The organism is Rhizobium chutanense, assembly GCF_002531935.1.
In the GTDB taxonomy this organism is placed as follows: domain Bacteria; phylum Pseudomonadota; class Alphaproteobacteria; order Rhizobiales; family Rhizobiaceae; genus Rhizobium; species Rhizobium chutanense.
On the sequence record NZ_NWSV01000008.1, the window covers coordinates 85,332 to 100,211 of the forward strand.

The 14,880-nt window shown below is 61.1% G+C and carries 15 protein-coding genes; 6 read left to right on the forward strand and 9 right to left on the reverse strand.

Annotation, left to right across the window (positions count from 1 at the left end; translation table 11 throughout):
- Window positions 1-51: 51 nt before the first annotated feature.
- The gene (locus CO666_RS14965; RefSeq protein WP_097612882.1) at window positions 52-1,425 is read right to left on the reverse strand and encodes a class II 3-deoxy-7-phosphoheptulonate synthase; all 1,374 of its coding nucleotides are present in this window, start codon (window positions 1,423-1,425) and stop codon (window positions 52-54) included.
- 255 nt (window positions 1,426-1,680) lie between these two features.
- Here CO666_RS14965 and CO666_RS14970 point away from each other — a divergent pair, with 255 nt between their 5' ends.
- Window positions 1,681-2,964 carry a TadE/TadG family type IV pilus assembly protein gene (locus CO666_RS14970; protein WP_097612883.1) on the forward strand — a complete coding sequence of 428 codons (1,284 nt, stop codon included), beginning with the start codon at window positions 1,681-1,683 and terminating at the stop codon, window positions 2,962-2,964.
- A 15-nt stretch (window positions 2,965-2,979) separates the two neighbouring features.
- Here CO666_RS14970 and gor read toward each other — a convergent pair whose 3' ends face one another.
- Window positions 2,980-4,365 carry a glutathione-disulfide reductase gene (gene gor / locus CO666_RS14975; RefSeq protein WP_097612884.1) on the reverse strand — a complete coding sequence of 462 codons (1,386 nt, stop codon included), beginning with the start codon at window positions 4,363-4,365 and terminating at the stop codon, window positions 2,980-2,982.
- A gap of 203 nt (window positions 4,366-4,568) precedes the next feature.
- Here gor and CO666_RS14980 point away from each other — a divergent pair, with 203 nt between their 5' ends.
- Entirely contained in the window at window positions 4,569-4,787 is a 219-nt protein-coding gene (locus CO666_RS14980) for a hypothetical protein (RefSeq protein ID WP_097612885.1), read from the forward strand.
- 46 nt (window positions 4,788-4,833) lie between these two features.
- On the opposite strand, the gene CO666_RS14985 is transcribed toward CO666_RS14980, so the two are convergent.
- The 3 genes from CO666_RS14985 to rpiA all read right to left on the reverse strand — a co-directional run bounded on the left by CO666_RS14985 (window position 4,834) and on the right by rpiA (window position 6,500).
- Complete coding sequence (locus tag CO666_RS14985) at window positions 4,834-5,130, reverse strand: acylphosphatase (RefSeq protein WP_097613047.1); 297 nt, start codon at window positions 5,128-5,130, stop codon at window positions 4,834-4,836.
- An 89-nt stretch (window positions 5,131-5,219) separates the two neighbouring features.
- Window positions 5,220-5,786 (reverse strand): DUF2059 domain-containing protein, encoded by a 567-nt coding sequence (locus tag CO666_RS14990; RefSeq protein WP_097612886.1) that lies wholly within the window; start codon window positions 5,784-5,786, stop codon window positions 5,220-5,222.
- Between the two features lie 15 nt (window positions 5,787-5,801).
- Complete coding sequence (gene rpiA, locus CO666_RS14995) at window positions 5,802-6,500, reverse strand: ribose-5-phosphate isomerase RpiA (protein ID WP_097612887.1); 699 nt, start codon at window positions 6,498-6,500, stop codon at window positions 5,802-5,804.
- A gap of 24 nt (window positions 6,501-6,524) precedes the next feature.
- Between rpiA and CO666_RS33660 the strand changes: the two genes are divergently transcribed.
- Together CO666_RS33660 and CO666_RS15000 are read left to right on the forward strand one after the other, a co-directional pair.
- Window positions 6,525-6,773 carry a hypothetical protein gene (locus CO666_RS33660; protein ID WP_143540311.1) on the forward strand — a complete coding sequence of 83 codons (249 nt, stop codon included), beginning with the start codon at window positions 6,525-6,527 and terminating at the stop codon, window positions 6,771-6,773.
- Window positions 6,770-7,480: an HAD family hydrolase gene (locus tag CO666_RS15000; RefSeq protein ID WP_097612888.1), complete on the forward strand. Its 711-nt coding sequence runs from the start codon at window positions 6,770-6,772 to the stop codon at window positions 7,478-7,480. Before CO666_RS33660 ends, CO666_RS15000 begins: the two co-directional genes overlap by 4 nt.
- A 308-nt stretch (window positions 7,481-7,788) precedes the next feature.
- On the opposite strand, the gene CO666_RS15010 is transcribed toward CO666_RS15000, so the two are convergent.
- Both CO666_RS15010 and CO666_RS33665 read right to left on the reverse strand, forming a co-directional pair.
- Window positions 7,789-9,699 carry a L,D-transpeptidase family protein gene (locus CO666_RS15010; RefSeq protein WP_097612889.1) on the reverse strand — a complete coding sequence of 637 codons (1,911 nt, stop codon included), beginning with the start codon at window positions 9,697-9,699 and terminating at the stop codon, window positions 7,789-7,791.
- A 70-nt stretch (window positions 9,700-9,769) separates the two neighbouring features.
- Window positions 9,770-10,036, reverse strand: a complete 267-nt coding sequence (locus tag CO666_RS33665; protein WP_143540313.1) for a hypothetical protein — start codon at window positions 10,034-10,036, stop codon at window positions 9,770-9,772.
- A 61-nt stretch (window positions 10,037-10,097) separates the two neighbouring features.
- Here CO666_RS33665 and fumC point away from each other — a divergent pair, with 61 nt between their 5' ends.
- Entirely contained in the window at window positions 10,098-11,489 is a 1,392-nt protein-coding gene (fumC, locus tag CO666_RS15015) for a class II fumarate hydratase (protein WP_097612890.1), read from the forward strand.
- Window positions 11,490-11,760: 271 nt separating this feature from the next.
- Here fumC and CO666_RS15025 read toward each other — a convergent pair whose 3' ends face one another.
- Window positions 11,761-12,588 carry a VCBS domain-containing protein gene (locus CO666_RS15025; protein WP_097612892.1) on the reverse strand — a complete coding sequence of 276 codons (828 nt, stop codon included), beginning with the start codon at window positions 12,586-12,588 and terminating at the stop codon, window positions 11,761-11,763.
- 255 nt (window positions 12,589-12,843) lie between these two features.
- Between CO666_RS15025 and CO666_RS15030 the strand changes: the two genes are divergently transcribed.
- On the forward strand, window positions 12,844-14,451 hold the full coding sequence (locus CO666_RS15030) for a fumarate hydratase (protein ID WP_097612893.1): 1,608 nt from the start codon (window positions 12,844-12,846) through the stop codon (window positions 14,449-14,451).
- A 52-nt stretch (window positions 14,452-14,503) separates the two neighbouring features.
- Here the strand turns inward: CO666_RS15030 and CO666_RS15035 are convergent, their stop codons facing one another.
- On the reverse strand, window positions 14,504-14,692 hold the full coding sequence (locus tag CO666_RS15035) for a hypothetical protein (RefSeq protein ID WP_097612894.1): 189 nt from the start codon (window positions 14,690-14,692) through the stop codon (window positions 14,504-14,506).
- Window positions 14,693-14,880 lie beyond the last annotated feature (188 nt).

Consider the following 14,880-nt stretch of genomic DNA (forward strand, 5'->3'; position numbering starts at 1 on the left):
ATAAAAACCCGGCGTCGCGCCGGGTTTTTCGTCATCCGTTTCGGGCTGCTATCAGCCGTTGGCGACCATACGCTTCTCGTCGCGGCCGCCCTTCATGCGCTCGGCGAGCAGGAAGGCAAGCTCGAGCGCCTGGTCGGAGTTGAGGCGCGGGTCGCAGTGGGTGTGGTAGCGATCCTGCAGGTCGTCGGCGGTGACGGCGCGGGCGCCGCCGGTGCATTCCGTCACGTCCTTGCCGGTCATCTCGACATGAATGCCGCCGGGATGCGTGCCTTCGGCCCGGTGGATCTGGAAGAAGCTTTCGACTTCCGACAGGATCCGCTCGAAGGGCCGGGTCTTGTAGTTGTTGAGCGTGATCGTGTTGCCGTGCATCGGGTCGCAGGACCAGACGACCTTGCGGCCTTCGCGCTCGACGGCGCGGATGAGCCGCGGCAGGTTTTCGGCGACCTTTTCATGGCCGAAGCGGCAGATCAGCGTCAGACGGCCAGCTTCGTTAGCCGGATTCAGGATATCGATCAGCTGCAGCAGATCGTCGGCCTGCAGCGACGGGCCGCATTTCAGGCCGATCGGGTTCTTGATGCCGCGGCAATATTCGACATGCGCATGGTCGGCCTGGCGCGTGCGGTCGCCGATCCAGATCATGTGGCCGGATGTTGCATACCAGTCGCCCGAGGTGGAATCGACGCGGGTCAGCGCTTCTTCGTAGCCGAGCAGCAGCGCCTCATGGCTGGTGAAGAAATCGGTCTCGCGCAGGCTCGGATGGTTTTCCGAAGTGATGCCGATCGCCTTCATGAAATCCATGGTTTCGCTGATGCGGTCGGCAAGCTTGCGGTAACGCTCGCCCTGCGGGCTGTCCTTGACGAAGCCGAGCATCCACTGGTGCACGTTTTCGAGATTGGCATAACCGCCCATCGCGAAGGCGCGCAGAAGGTTCAGCGTCGCAGCCGACTGGCGGTAGGCCATGGCCTGGCGTTCCGGGTTCGGAATGCGCGACTCCTCGGTGAACTCGATGCCATTGATAATGTCGCCGCGATAGGCCGGCAGCGTCACGTCGCCCTGCTTCTCGACATTCGACGAACGCGGTTTGGCGAACTGGCCGGCAATGCGGCCGACCTTGACGACCGGCAGCTGCGCGCCGAAGGTCAGCACGACGGCCATCTGCAGGAAGGCGCGGAAGAAGTCGCGGATATTGTCGGCGCCATGTTCGGCGAAGCTCTCGGCGCAGTCGCCGCCCTGCAGCAGGAAGCCGTTGCCTTCGGCAACATTGGCGAGATGCTTCTTCAGGCGGCGCGCCTCACCGGCGAAGACGAGCGGCGGATAGCTGGCGAGCGTGGCTTCCGTTGCCGCCAAAGCGGCTGCGTCGGGATAATCGGGAACCTGCAGGATCGGTTTTTGCCGCCAGCTGCTCGGGGTCCAATTTTCTGCCATGTCACTCACCTCACTCACACCCGTCCCGGGGATGCCTGTATCCTAGATTGCGGCGGCTTATAGACGTTTAGATCGGCCTTGCAAAGGCCAATCACCCAAAGCGGGATTGCCGCCCTGTCGCCGTCGGCGAGAGCTCGCATATAGGTAGCAAAAACCGGCAATTCCACCGTTAAACCAGCATATACCACGTCGATTTCCCTATATTTTAGATTTTGAATGTAGAACCGCAAAGGATTTCAACATTGGGGATATGTCATGGCGATCCTTCCGCCCGGCTTCATAGCGGACCGCTCGGGCAATTTCGGCATCATGACGGCATTGCTGATGGTGCCGCTTCTCGGCACTGCCGGCATGGCGTTGGATTTCGCCCATGCTCTGAGCCTGAGGACGCAGCTTTACGCCGCCGCCGATGCAGCCGCCGTCGGCTCGATCGCCGAGAAATCCGGCGCGGTCGCCACCGCCATGACGATGAGCGGCAACGGCACGATCTCGCTCGGCAAGACCGATGCCCGCAACATCTTCATGTCTCAGGTGTCGGGAGAACTGTCCGAGGTTCACGTCGACCTCGGCATCGACGTCACCAAAACGGCCAACAAGCTGAATTCGCAGGTTTCCTTCACCGCCACCGTGCCGACGACCTTCATGCGTATTTTCGGCCGGGATTCGATTACCATTTCCGGCACGGCGACAGCCGAATACCAGACCGCCGCCTTCATGGATTTCTACATCCTGCTCGACAATACGCCCTCCATGGGCGTCGGCGCGACCCCGAGCGACGTTTCAAAGCTCGAGGCCAAGACAGGCTGCGCCTTCGCCTGCCATCAGATGGACCAGGCCACCAACAACTACACCATCGCCAAGAGCCTCGGCGTTGCCATGCGCATCGACGTGGTGCGCCAGGCAACCCAGGCGCTGACCGATACGGCCAAGACCGAGCGCGTCAGCAGCGACCAGTTCCGCATGGGCGTCTATACTTTCGGCACCAAGGCCGAGGACGCAAAACTGACGACGATCTCCAGCCTCACCTCCGATCTGACGAAAGTGAAGAATTACACCGACGCCGTCGACTTGATGACCATTCCCTACCAGAACTACAACCAGGACCAACTCACCAGCTTCGACAGCGCCATGACACAGATGAACACGATCGTCGATCCGGCCGGCGATGGTACGTCGAACACCAGCCCCGAAAAGATCCTGTTCTTCGTCGCCGACGGCGTCGGTGACAGCTACAAGCCGACCTCATGCACCAAGAAGACGACGGGCGGCCGCTGCCAGGAGCCGATCGACACCTCTTTCTGCAAGCCGCTGAAGGACCGCGGCGTCAAGATCGCCGTGCTCTATACCACCTATCTGCCGCTGCCGAGCAACAACTGGTACAATACCTGGATCAAGCCCTTCCAGAGCGAAATCCCGACGAGGATGCAGGCATGCGCCTCGCCCGGCCTCTATTTCGAGGTGACGCCGACCGAAGGCATCGCCGATGCGATGAAGGCGCTTTTCCTCAAGGTCATCCGCGCACCGCGCATCACCAGCTGAGCATGACCGGAGGGCTCAGACGCGCTGCCCGTCTCGGATGCGATAGCTCGGCGCATACATGGTGACGAGCTCTTCGGCCGCTGTCGGATGCAGCGCCATCGTCCGGTCGAAATCGTCCTTGGTGCAGCCGGCCTTCAGCGTGATCCCGAGCAGCTGCGCCATCTCGCCGGCATCATGGCCGAGAATATGGGCGCCCACCACCACGCGGCTCGCCGTATCGACAATCAGCTTCATGATCATCCGTTCGGCCCGGCCGGAAAGCGTGGCCTTCAGCGGCCGGAACTGTGCCCGATACACCTCAAGCTCAGCAAAACGCTTGCCCGCCTCTTCTTCCGAGAGGCCGACGGTGCCGATCTCCGGCTGCGAGAAGACGGCGGTCGGGATCAGCTCGTAGTCCGGCCGGGTCGGATTGTTCTTGTATTCGGTCTCGATGAAGCACATCGCCTCGTGGATCGCCACCGGCGTCAGCTGTACCCGGTTGGTGACATCGCCGAGGGCGTAGATGTTCTCGACATTGGTGCGGGAATATTCGTCGACGATAATGGCGCCGCGTTCGTCGACGGCGACGCCGGCCGCCTCGAGGCCGAGGCCTTCCGTGTTCGGATCGCGCCCGAGCGCCAGCATGACGACATCGGTCTGCAGCGTGCCGCTGTTCAGCGTCTCCACCACGAGCCCGTTCTGCCGCTTCGAAACTTTCTGCATCGTGTCGTGGCAGAGGATACGGATGCCCTTGGCGACCATCGCCTCATGCAGCCCGCGCCTCAGATCCTCGTCGAAGCGCGACAGGATCTCGGCACCGCGATAGATCAGCGTCGTCTCGACGCCGAGGCCATGGAAGATATTGGCGAATTCGACGGCGATATAGCCGCCCCCGGCGATTACGATCGATTTGGGCAAGTCTTCGAGGTGAAAGGCCTCGTTGGAGGAGATGCAGAGCTCGTGGCCGGGAAGGGCTGCGTGCGGGTTCGGTCGCCCGCCGGTGGCGATCACGATCGTCTTTGCCGTCACCGTCTGCCCTGTTTTCGTAAGCCGCACCGTATGGGCGTCGACGAGTTCGGCGCGCGTTTCCAGGATCTCGGCCTTGGCGCCCGCAAGCCCCTTCTTGTAGAGGCCTTCCAGCCTGGTGATTTCGGCATCCTTGGCGGCCACCAGCTTCTTCCAGTCGAAGCTGCTTTGGCCAACCGTCCAGCCGAAACCTGCCGCATCCTCGAAATGCTCGTGGAACTGCGAGGCATAGACGAAGAGCTTCTTCGGCACACAGCCGCGGATGACGCAGGTGCCGCCGTAGCGGTATTCCTCGGCGATCGCCACTTTTTTGCCGAGCGAGGCGGCGACACGCGCACCGCGCACACCTCCGGAACCGCCGCCGATGACGAAAAGGTCGTAGTCGTAGGAAGACATGAGGAACTCCGGAAGGGAATCGCAGGAAGGATGTTGCTGATATAGGGGCGATCGCCCTGAAAACAAAAGCCCGTCCTTGCATCATCCCGTTCCCCGGCCGAATCTTCCCGCCAAACGGTTGACCCCAGTCACCGTTTACGGTTGACCCCGGCGCCTGAGGCTGGCAGGCAATCCACGCAGTAGAAAAGAAGCCGGAGCAAAAGATGGATCAGACTCTCTTCACCAACCTGTGCAAGGCTGGCAAATTCAAGGAAGCGCTCGGTCTCGCCATCCAAGGCCACGAGGGCGAAAAATTCACGCCGAGCCGTTTCGCGATGGACAAGAAAACAGGACTGCCGATCTTCTACCGCGGCAACAAGCGCGTCGAGCCGGATGAAACGGGCGAGTGGCAACTGGCCAAGAGCTCGAAGGATTGGGGCTGAGCGCCGGCCGCATCTGATATGCGCGTCCCTCGGCGGATTGCCGCTTTCAACCGGTGATGCTGAAATCCGTCAGGCTCGTCTCAAGCTCGACTGCATCAGTCTCGACACCTGTGACCGACGACCCCGCCGGTCCGCGGCTGAAACGTTCGATCATTGTCGAGATGGCGGTATCGGGTCCTGCGATCAAAGCGACGACGGCCCCGTCCTCTTCATTGCGAACCCAGCCCGTCAAACCCAGCCGTACCGCCTCCTTGCGCGTCCACATGCGAAAGCCGACACCCTGGACCTTGCCGGATATCCGCACTCGGACAGCGTTGGAACGATCGGGTCTGTTGGCAGTCACCCCTGAAACCTCGCCGACAGCATTTGCCACATCATAGCAAAAAAGCCCGGACGATGCCGGGCTTTCGCAATTTGATGGGGCAGGCCTGACTACTGGGCAGCCGGAGCGGGAGCCGCAGCCGGAGCGGCCGGGCTGTCGGTTGCCGGCGGCGGCGCCTTGATGACCTTGGAAAGCTCGGCATTGCTCTGCTTTTCCAGGTCGCGGGAAATGCCCTGCGCCCAAATGTCGGCAGCCTTCGCCGTCTCGCGCGAAGCGACCGGGCCGTCGCGCAGCAGCTTCTTGCCGACGTCGGAATTATAGAAATCGGCGATCGCCTTCAGTTCGTCGGTGGTGAAGGTCTTGGCATAGGTTAGCGCCGCTTCCTTCTCGAGATCGCCGCGGCGCGGCGCCAGCGCCAGCGCCTGCGCGTCGACCGTCGACGAAATGACGTCCTGGTAGTTCGGAGAATCCTGGATCAGGCCGGCCTTCAGGCGTTCGGCGAGACCGGGCAGAATGTTGTCGAACTGGGCCGTGGCACCGATGGCGTCGATCGCCGCGCGAGACGCCTTCAACTGCTCCTCGGAGACCTCCTGCGCCTTGACGGCGGAGCCGAAGGCAAGCCCGGAAAGAACGACGGTCGCAGCAGCAAGACGGCCAAGACCTGCAATGTTCATCATGAGTGTATGCTCCTGTTATCTGTTTTTCTGCAGTGTGCGCGCACCCGCAGGACCGGCAATGATCGCAAGTGCCGCCATATTGATAAAGAGCCCGTGTTCGACGACGCCGGGTATGGAATTCAGCTCGCTCGAAAGCGCCTCTGCATCAGGAATGCGGCCAAAAGATGCATCGATGATGTGATGGCCGCCATCCGTGGTAAACTCTCCGTCACCGGACTGGCGCAGGGTGAGTTCGCCGGAAAGACCGAGCCGGGCCGCGACCTTGTCGATCGCGATCCGCGTCGAGACGAGCCCGAACGGGTTAACCTCGATCGGCAGCGCGAAGGCGCCGAGCGTCTCGACCAGCTTGCTCTCGTCGGCGATGACGATCATCCGCTCGGAAGCGGCCGCGACGATCTTTTCGCGCAGCAGCGCGCCGCCGCCGCCCTTGATCAGCCTCAGCGCCTGATCGACCTCGTCGGCGCCGTCGATCGTCAGATCGAGTGCCGGCAGTTCATCGAGCGACTTCAAGGGAACACCGAGTTCGACGCAGAGCCGCGCCGTTCTTTCAGACGTCGGAACGCCTTCGACCCTGAAGCCGCCCGCGACCTTCTCCGCCAGCAGGCGGACAAATTCTTCCGCCGTGCTGCCCGTGCCGATGCCGAGGCGCATTCCGCTTTCGACATGGGCGAGTGCGGCCTCGGCGGCCTTGATCTTCATTTCGCGGGCATCCATGCGCCGCCAGCTCCGATTATTGCGTTGGATGTGCTGTTTACACGGCTCGCCTGGCAAACGAAAGTCAAAATCATCACGGAAAATGAAAAGCCGAAACAAATGCCTGCGGCCCCCCAACCAACACAGGACGTTGCTTTCCCAAGCGTGATCGCCTACCTCAGGAACGACATCTCATTCCAGGGGCCATCGATCGTTCCCAAGAAGACGTTCGTTGCCCTGGAAGGATCCATTGCTCCCCTGAATGACTCATCGCTCAAAGAGGCAAGCCCTTGACCCCTGCCCCCGTTCGCCCGGCGCTTATCGTCTTCGATCTCGACGGCACCCTTCTCGACACCCACGCGGACCTGGTCGAAAGCCTCAACCATACGATCGCCGCCCTCAGCCTCGAACCGGTCAGCTATGACGACCTCACCCATCTCGTCGGCCAGGGCGCGCGCGTGATGATCGAGCGCGCCTGCCGGCTGCGCGGCCATCCGCTCGAAGGCGACGCCCTGCCAGCCCTGGTCGAGCGCTTCGTCGCCCACTATGCCGGCAACATGCCCGGGCGCACCGAACCCTATCCCGGCCTGGTCGCCGCGATGGACCGGCTGAAATCCGCCGGCTACCGGCTCGCCGTCTGCACCAACAAGATGGAGAGCCTCGCGCTCGGTCTGCTCGACAAACTCGGCCTGACCCATTATTTCGACGCCATATCGGGCGGCGACACCTTCGAATACCGCAAGCCCGACGCCCGCCACCTTACCGGAACCGTCGAGCGCGCCGGCGGCGATATTTCCCGAACCGTGATGATCGGCGACAGCATCAACGATATCGCCGTGGCAAGGAACGCCGCCGTGCCGTCGATCGCCGTACCTTTCGGCTATTCCGATGTGCCGGTGAGCACGCTGAACCCTGACCATATCATCATGCATTTCGATGAGTTGACGCCGGAACTGCTGGAGAGGTTGTTGCAGGAGTATGCGGAGAAGGTTGTGGTCTGAGGTTGGAGTCTTCCTCGCCTTCTGTTGCGCCGTGAGGCCCCCCCTCTGTCCTGCCGGACATCTCCCCCACAAGGGGGGAGATCGGACAGAGGCCGAACCTTCGCACATCACTAACGTTGCGCAGTTTGCGGCGCCGATTGTTTGCGAGACCGGCGCTCCCAGCCAATCTCCCTCCTTGTGGGGGAGATGTCCGGCAGGACAGAGGGGGGTGCCACACGCACGCCCCTCTACATTGTTTCGTGCGCGCCGCCAAAAACAAAACGGGCGGCCCAAAGACCGCCCGCCCGCATAGCCATCAAATCCGATAATCAGATCTGCGCCCCACGCGCCTTACTCGTCGCGTCGAAAGCCTTGTCGACATAGGCGTCGCGGCCATAGACGTCGTCGAAATATTCCACCACGCCGTCCTTGTTCGGCCAGGCGGTGAAGTAGGAGACGTAAACGGGGATCTTCTGCGGCACCTTTACCGCATGGTTCTGCCCGGTGGCGATCTGCTTGGCGACATCGTCGACCGTCGTGCCGAGAACGGCGGCTGCCATCGCGCGCGGATTGGACAGGCGAACGCAACCGTGGCTGAGAGCCCGCATATCGCGCTTGAAGAAGCTCTTCGACGGTGTGTCGTGCATATAGATCGCGTGGCTGTTCGGGAACAGGATCTTCAGTTCGCCGAGCGCATTGTCGCTGCTCGGCGGCTGGCGCACCGACACATTGTCGGTCGAGCCGTACCAGTCGACGCTCGACGAGGCGACGGCATGGCCGTTCACCTCGACCTCATAGCCGAGCTGGTCGAGATAGTTCGGATCCGAGCGCAGCTTCGGCAGCATCTCGTTGATGATGATCGACTGCGGCACGCCCCAGAACGGGTTGAACTCGACCGTCTCGATCTCGTCGTCGAAGAAATAGGTCTGATTGTTCTTGCCGCCGACCACAACGCGCATCGACAGCTGTTCCTTGCCGTCATTGTGGTAGTAAGCCATGAAGGCCGGCTGGTTGATCATCACGTAGCGGGAACCGAGGTCCTCCGGCAGCCAGCGCGCCTGCTCCATCGCGACATCGAGCTTGTCGATCTTCGAGGCATTGCTATCGCCGCCGGTCATCGCGCGCACCGTCGCCTGGCCGATGACGCCGTCGGCCTTGAGCCCGCGTTCCTTCTGGAAGCCCTCGACCAGCGCCACGATCTCGGGCGAATAGTCGCTGCCGCCGGCATAGGCGGCAAGCGTTGCCGCGTGGTCGGTCTTCAGCGTTTCGGAGCCGTGTTTGCCGATCGCCTTGACGATATTGGCGATCTCGGGCGAGCTGTCGCCGGGCTTCAGCAGCCCGCTGAGCGAGATGACGATCTGCTCCTCACTGCCGCCGTCGGCGGCGCGCAGCTTGGCAAGCTCCGCCTTCAGCGCCTCGAACTGCGGACCATCGGGCGACCGGCTGGCAATATAGGCGCCGGCATCCGGGCTCATGCGGGCAAGTTTCAGCACCGGCGCCAGATTGACCACCTTGCGCTGGAAGTCGTGATAGCCGGAAATCTTGTTCGGATCGATGCGGCCGCGCACCGTGTCCTGCACGAAGGCGAGCACCTTGGCGGAGAGTTCGAGCTCGAACTGCGTCAGCGCCCGGTCGCGGGCGGCGGGATCGGGATTGGCCGGATCGATATTAGGCGTCTGGACGGCGTAGTCGGCAGGGTCGAGACCGACGGAAGCAGCATCGGCAAGGGCCGCCATCGCTGACTTCGCACGTTCGTTGATCTGGCTGCCTTCGACCCAGACGAGCGGGTTGCCGCTGTCGGCGTAATAGGCTTCGAGCGCCTTGGCGACGTCAGCATTGGCGCGCACCTTGGCCTGCGCCAGAAAACGGCGCTGCACGGCGGGTTCAGCGCTGGCATCGCCGCTTGCCGAAACATCAGCGACCGCGCCGGTGACGACAGGATCGGCAAACTTGCTGGTATCGACAAACTGCAGCGTCTCGGCTTTATAGGTATAATAACGTGGACCGCTCACCTTTGGCAGCGGCGCTTCCGGATCGAGCCCGCCGAGCGAACCGCCGACCGCGCCACGCGGCACCGGACGGCCGGGCGCCTGATCCATGAAGATAGTGCTTTGGCTCCGCTGCCTGTCGCCGCGCAGCATGTCCATCAGTGTATAGGCATGCGCGGGTGCGGCACTCATAACTGCCACGCCACAGGAAATTGCCAATGCGGATGCCGCGCTTTTCAAAACGAACGTCATATATCTTCCAGTCCCGGTGTCATGCTGTTTTCAGCTCAAATCCCGCGAAACTCAGCGTCCGGCTCATTGATCAGAAACCGGCCTGCGCCGCCAGCGCCGGCGGACTCAATTTTGTGTGACGGAAATCCTGCACGGCGCCGCGCAGAAGTTCACACAAAATTATGAAATTATTAGTTAATTTTTTACCGAATTTTCGCGGCCAGACCAGTGCGGCGAAAACGCCCGAACGCATAATATTTTGAAAGTGGCCTAAAAGGCACGCCGCAAAACCCGCGCAAACATGACTGCCGCCATCAATATTTCGCGGGGCGTCCGGTTTTCTTGTCGGGCTTTCCAACCTATAAGACCTCATCTTTCTCAGATGACCGAAAACAGCATGTAAAGGGAAGGCAAGGCCGATGACCGCAACCCGCACCGAAACCGATACTTTTGGCCCGATCGATGTCGCCGCCGACCGATATTGGGGCGCCCAGGCTGAGCGTTCGCTCGGAAATTTCAAGATCGGCTGGGAAAAGCAACCGCTGTCGATCGTGCGTGCGCTCGGCATCGTCAAGCAGGCGGCGGCCCGCGCCAACATGGCGCTCGGCCAGCTCGACCCGGCGCTTGGCAAAGCCATCGTCGATGCCGCCCAGGAAGTGATCGAGGGCAAGCTCGACGAGCATTTTCCGCTTGTCGTCTGGCAGACCGGTTCGGGTACGCAGTCCAACATGAATGCCAATGAAGTGATCTCCAATCGCGCTATAGAAATGCTCGGCGGCGTCATGGGTTCCAAGAAGCCGGTGCATCCGAACGATCACGTCAATATGAGCCAGTCGTCGAACGACACTTACCCAACGGCGATGCACATTGCCTGTGCGGAACGGATCGCCCACCACCTGCTGCCGTCCCTGAAGCATCTGCATGCCGCCCTCGACATGAAGGTCATCGAATTCAGCCACATCATCAAGATCGGCCGTACCCACACCCAGGATGCCACGCCGCTGACGCTCGGCCAGGAATTTTCAGGTTATGCCGCGCAGGTGGGCTCGGCCATCAAGCGCATCGAAATGACCCTGCCCGGCCTCTGCGAACTCGCCCAGGGCGGCACCGCCGTCGGCACCGGTCTCAACGCGCCGGTGGGTTTTGCCGAAAAGGTCGCCGAAGAAATCGCCGCCATAACAGCCATGCCCTTCGTCACCGCGCCGAACAAGTTCGAGGCGCTTGCCTCGCATGACAGCATGGTTTTTTCCCATGGCGCCATCAACGCAGCGGCGGCTGCCCTTTTCAAGATCGCCAACGACATCCGCCTGCTCGGCTCCGGCCCTCGCGCCGGCCTCGGCGAACTGGCACTGCCGGAAAACGAACCCGGCTCCTCGATCATGCCCGGCAAGGTCAACCCGACCCAGTGCGAGGCGCTGACGCAGGTCTGCATCCACATCTTCGGCAATCATGCGGCGCTGACCTTCGCCGACAGCCAGGGCCATTTCGAACTCAACGTCTACAATCCGATGATGGCCTATAATTTCCTGCAGTCGGTGCAGTTGCTCGCCGACGCCGCCGTCTCCTTCACCGACAATTGCGTCGTCGGCATCGAGGCGCGCGAGGACAATATCAGGGCCGGCCTCGAGCGCTCGCTGATGCTGGTCACCGCGCTTGCCCCCAAGATCGGTTACGACGCCGCCGCCAAAATCGCCAAGACCGCCCACAAGAACGGCACGACGCTGAAGGAAGAGGCGCTCGCCAGCGGCCTGGTGACGTCGGAAGAGTATGACGCGATCGTCCGCCCCGAGACGATGATCGGACCGAAATAGGGCAGCAGAGGTGGTCTGCCCCACTTCTCTTCCCTCATTCCTGTGCTCGTCACAGGAATCCAGCCACGGCGCGTCTGCGCCGTGAGTGAATCAATACTTCAAGGGAAAGAGTCTTTTGCGCCCAAGGACTTGGACGCACTGGATTCCTGTGACGAGCACAGGAATGAGGGAGATGGAGGTGGCCGTTCTCGCGAAATTTCCAGCCGACGCGGATAAAGCCATCCGCCTGCCGGCGCCGGCCGAGCCAACCCCTCGGCACATCCGGCAAACCTCAAACCAACAGCGAAAAATTGTCCATCACCACCGAATTGCCCATGAAGTCGAAACGGATTTCCTCGATGTCTTCGATATCAACCTCGAGATTGGGACCTGTGACCTCAAGCTCCTGCTGATAGACGATCTGCCCGTCGTTCAGGGCGGTGAGCGTCAGGTGAAATGGCGCTGCCGACAATTCGGCGATCGAAACGCTCTGAAAGGTGAACTCCCCGCCGTCGAGCAGTTTCAGGCTGACGGGCTGAGAACCCGGCGATAGAACGGTATCGCTGAAACCATCCTCGGTAATGGCGTCGACGCCCGGGATCGTATCATAGACGAAGCCGTTCAGAAGCGTCACCTCGTGGCTGCCGTTCACCGCGAGCGCAAAGCCCCGGTAATTGGGCAGGGAGAAATTATCTGCCCTCGATGTGACGCCCATATCGTCGAAATCCAGGACTTCATGGTATTTTTCGCCTTCGTTGACGCCGTCGATCGCGAGGGTCAACACGCCGAGATCCGTCCCCCCCGAGCCATCGGACATCTTGTAGCTCAGCTTCTCGATGAGCTGATCCTGCTTCGCTAAATTCTTCACGACGTCGAGCGTGTAGTCCAGCTCGTAGGTGAAGTGACCGTCGGGTTTCACTTTGAAGGTTCCGTACTCGCCCGTGATGATCGTTTCGTGGTCGGGCCCATGTTTGGCGTCGATCCGCACGCCATTGACGAAGCGAACATACATGTCCGCTCCCTCGGGATCGCTGGCGAGGCGCAGCAGATCCCCGCGGATCCAATCGTGTTCGAAAAAAACGAGAAGGTCGTCGACAGCAGTTGGCCTTGCATTTGTCATGGGAAGCCCCGGCAGGTTAACGCTGCCGGGAATATGAACCGGCCTCGAACCGAAAGCAACCTGAAGTCGTCGACTTGACGGCAAATGTCGATTTCACCCTTACGTTTACTCGCCTACCGTGTGCGACCTGCCGACTGCAAAACGCGGCACGACACGTCCCCACCAGAGTCCGCCGCATCCTGATTGCTTTTGCAACGCGGGAGATTTAGACCGGTTCCAATTTAGCGACGCACGCCCAGCAGAAAGGTCACTTCGATGGCTGACGATCTCTTCCCCCTCGGCAAGGATGCCACCCCTTATCGCAAGATCAGCGGTGATTACGTCTCGGTCGACAGCTTCAAGGGCCAGGAGATCCTGACCGTCGAGCCGGAAGGCATCCGCCTGCTTGCCGAAACCGCCTTTGCCGACATCAACCACCTGCTGCGCCCCGGCCATCTGAAGCAGCTCGCCGCAATTCTCGACGATCCCGAGGCAACCGACAACGACCGTTTCGTCGCTTACGATCTGCTGAAGAATGCCAATATCGCCGCCGGCGGCGTGCTGCCCATGTGCCAGGATACCGGCACGGCGATCATTATGGGCAAGAAGGGCCGCAGGGTCTGGACCGAGGGCGAGGATGCGGCAGCGCTTTCCAAGGGCGTTCTCGACGCCTACGAGAAGAAGAACCTCCGCTACTCGCAGCTCGCGCCCATCAAGATGTTCGAGGAAAAGAACACCAGGAACAACCTGCCGGCGCAGATCGATATCTATGAGGAAGGCACCGACTCTTACGACTTCCTCTTCGTCGCCAAGGGCGGCGGTTCGGCCAACAAGACCTTTCTCTACCAGGGCACGCCGTCGCTGCTGACGCATGACCGGATGATCGACTTCCTTAAGGAGAAGATCCTGACGTTGGGAACGGCAGCCTGTCCCCCCTACCATCTGGCGATCGTCATCGGCGGCACATCGGCCGAAATGAACCTCAAAACCGTCAAGCTCGCCTCGACCCGTTATCTCGACGAACTGCCGACCGAAGGGTCCGAGAGCGGCCACGCCTTCCGCGACGTCGAAATGGAAAAGGAAATCCACAAGCTGACGCAGCAGATGGGCGTCGGCGCCCAGTTCGGCGGCAAGTATTTCTGTCATGATGTCCGTGTCATCCGCCTGCCCCGCCACGGCGCCTCGCTGCCGATCGGCCTCGGCGTCTCCTGTTCCGCCGACCGCCAGGCCAAGGGCAAGATCACCCGCGACGGCATCTTCGTCGAACAGTTGGAAAGCGATCCGTCGAAATACATGCCCGAGATCGACGAGGCGAAACTGTCGGAATCGACCGTCCGTATCGACCTCAACCGGCCGATGGCCGAAGTGCTTGCCGAGCTTTCGAGGCATCCTGTCAAGACCCGCCTGTCGCTCACCGGCACCATCATCGTCGCCCGCGACCTGGCGCACGCCAAGATCCGTGAACGGCTGGAAAAGGGCGAAGGCATGCCGGATTACCTGAAGAACCACCCGGTCTATTATGCCGGCCCCGCCAAGACGCCGGCCGGCTACGCCTCCGGCTCCTTCGGCCCGACAACGGCCGGCCGCATGGATAGCTACGTCGACCAGTTCCAGTCCTTCGGCGGTTCGATGGTGATGCTCGCCAAGGGCAATCGTTCGCGCGCCGTGCGCGAGGCCTGTAAGAAACATGGCGGCTTCTACCTCGGCTCGATCGGCGGCCCCGCCGCCCGCCTCGCCCAGGACTGCATCCGCAAGGTCGAAGTGTTCGAATATCCCGAACTCGGTATGGAAGCGGTCTGGAAGATCGAAGTCGAAGACTTCCCCGCCTTCATCGTCATCGACGACAAGGGCAATGATTTCTTCCAGGAATTGAATCTGGGGTAACTGCGGCAGGCTCTTCTGCCGGCAGAAAACGCGACATGCACCGGCACCTCACCTATCGTGACGGTGCCGCAGACGGCGTTTTGCTCAGAAAATCCGTTGCTCCCACCACATCCCCGTCATCCACCCCCGCAAGGATCTCGGTGCGGAAGGCCAAGAAGCCGGTGTGCTCCAGCAGTAAGGCGCCGAAGGCGAGAATGGTGAAGGCGAAGATGGCGAAAGAAGTATGACGGGATGTTTCCATGATCTCACGAGAAGAACTGTAAGTTTTTCACACATTCATTCCCGTCAAGCGGGTACGCATTGTCCCGTTTAAAATGCGTTTTTCGGTGGAGAATCATAGGCCTGATCGAAGTACTGCCCCATTGCGAAGTTGTCGTATGTAATCTTTGGTATATGTCGCTTTAATCTTTTCCCAAGAAATTTAAGCTA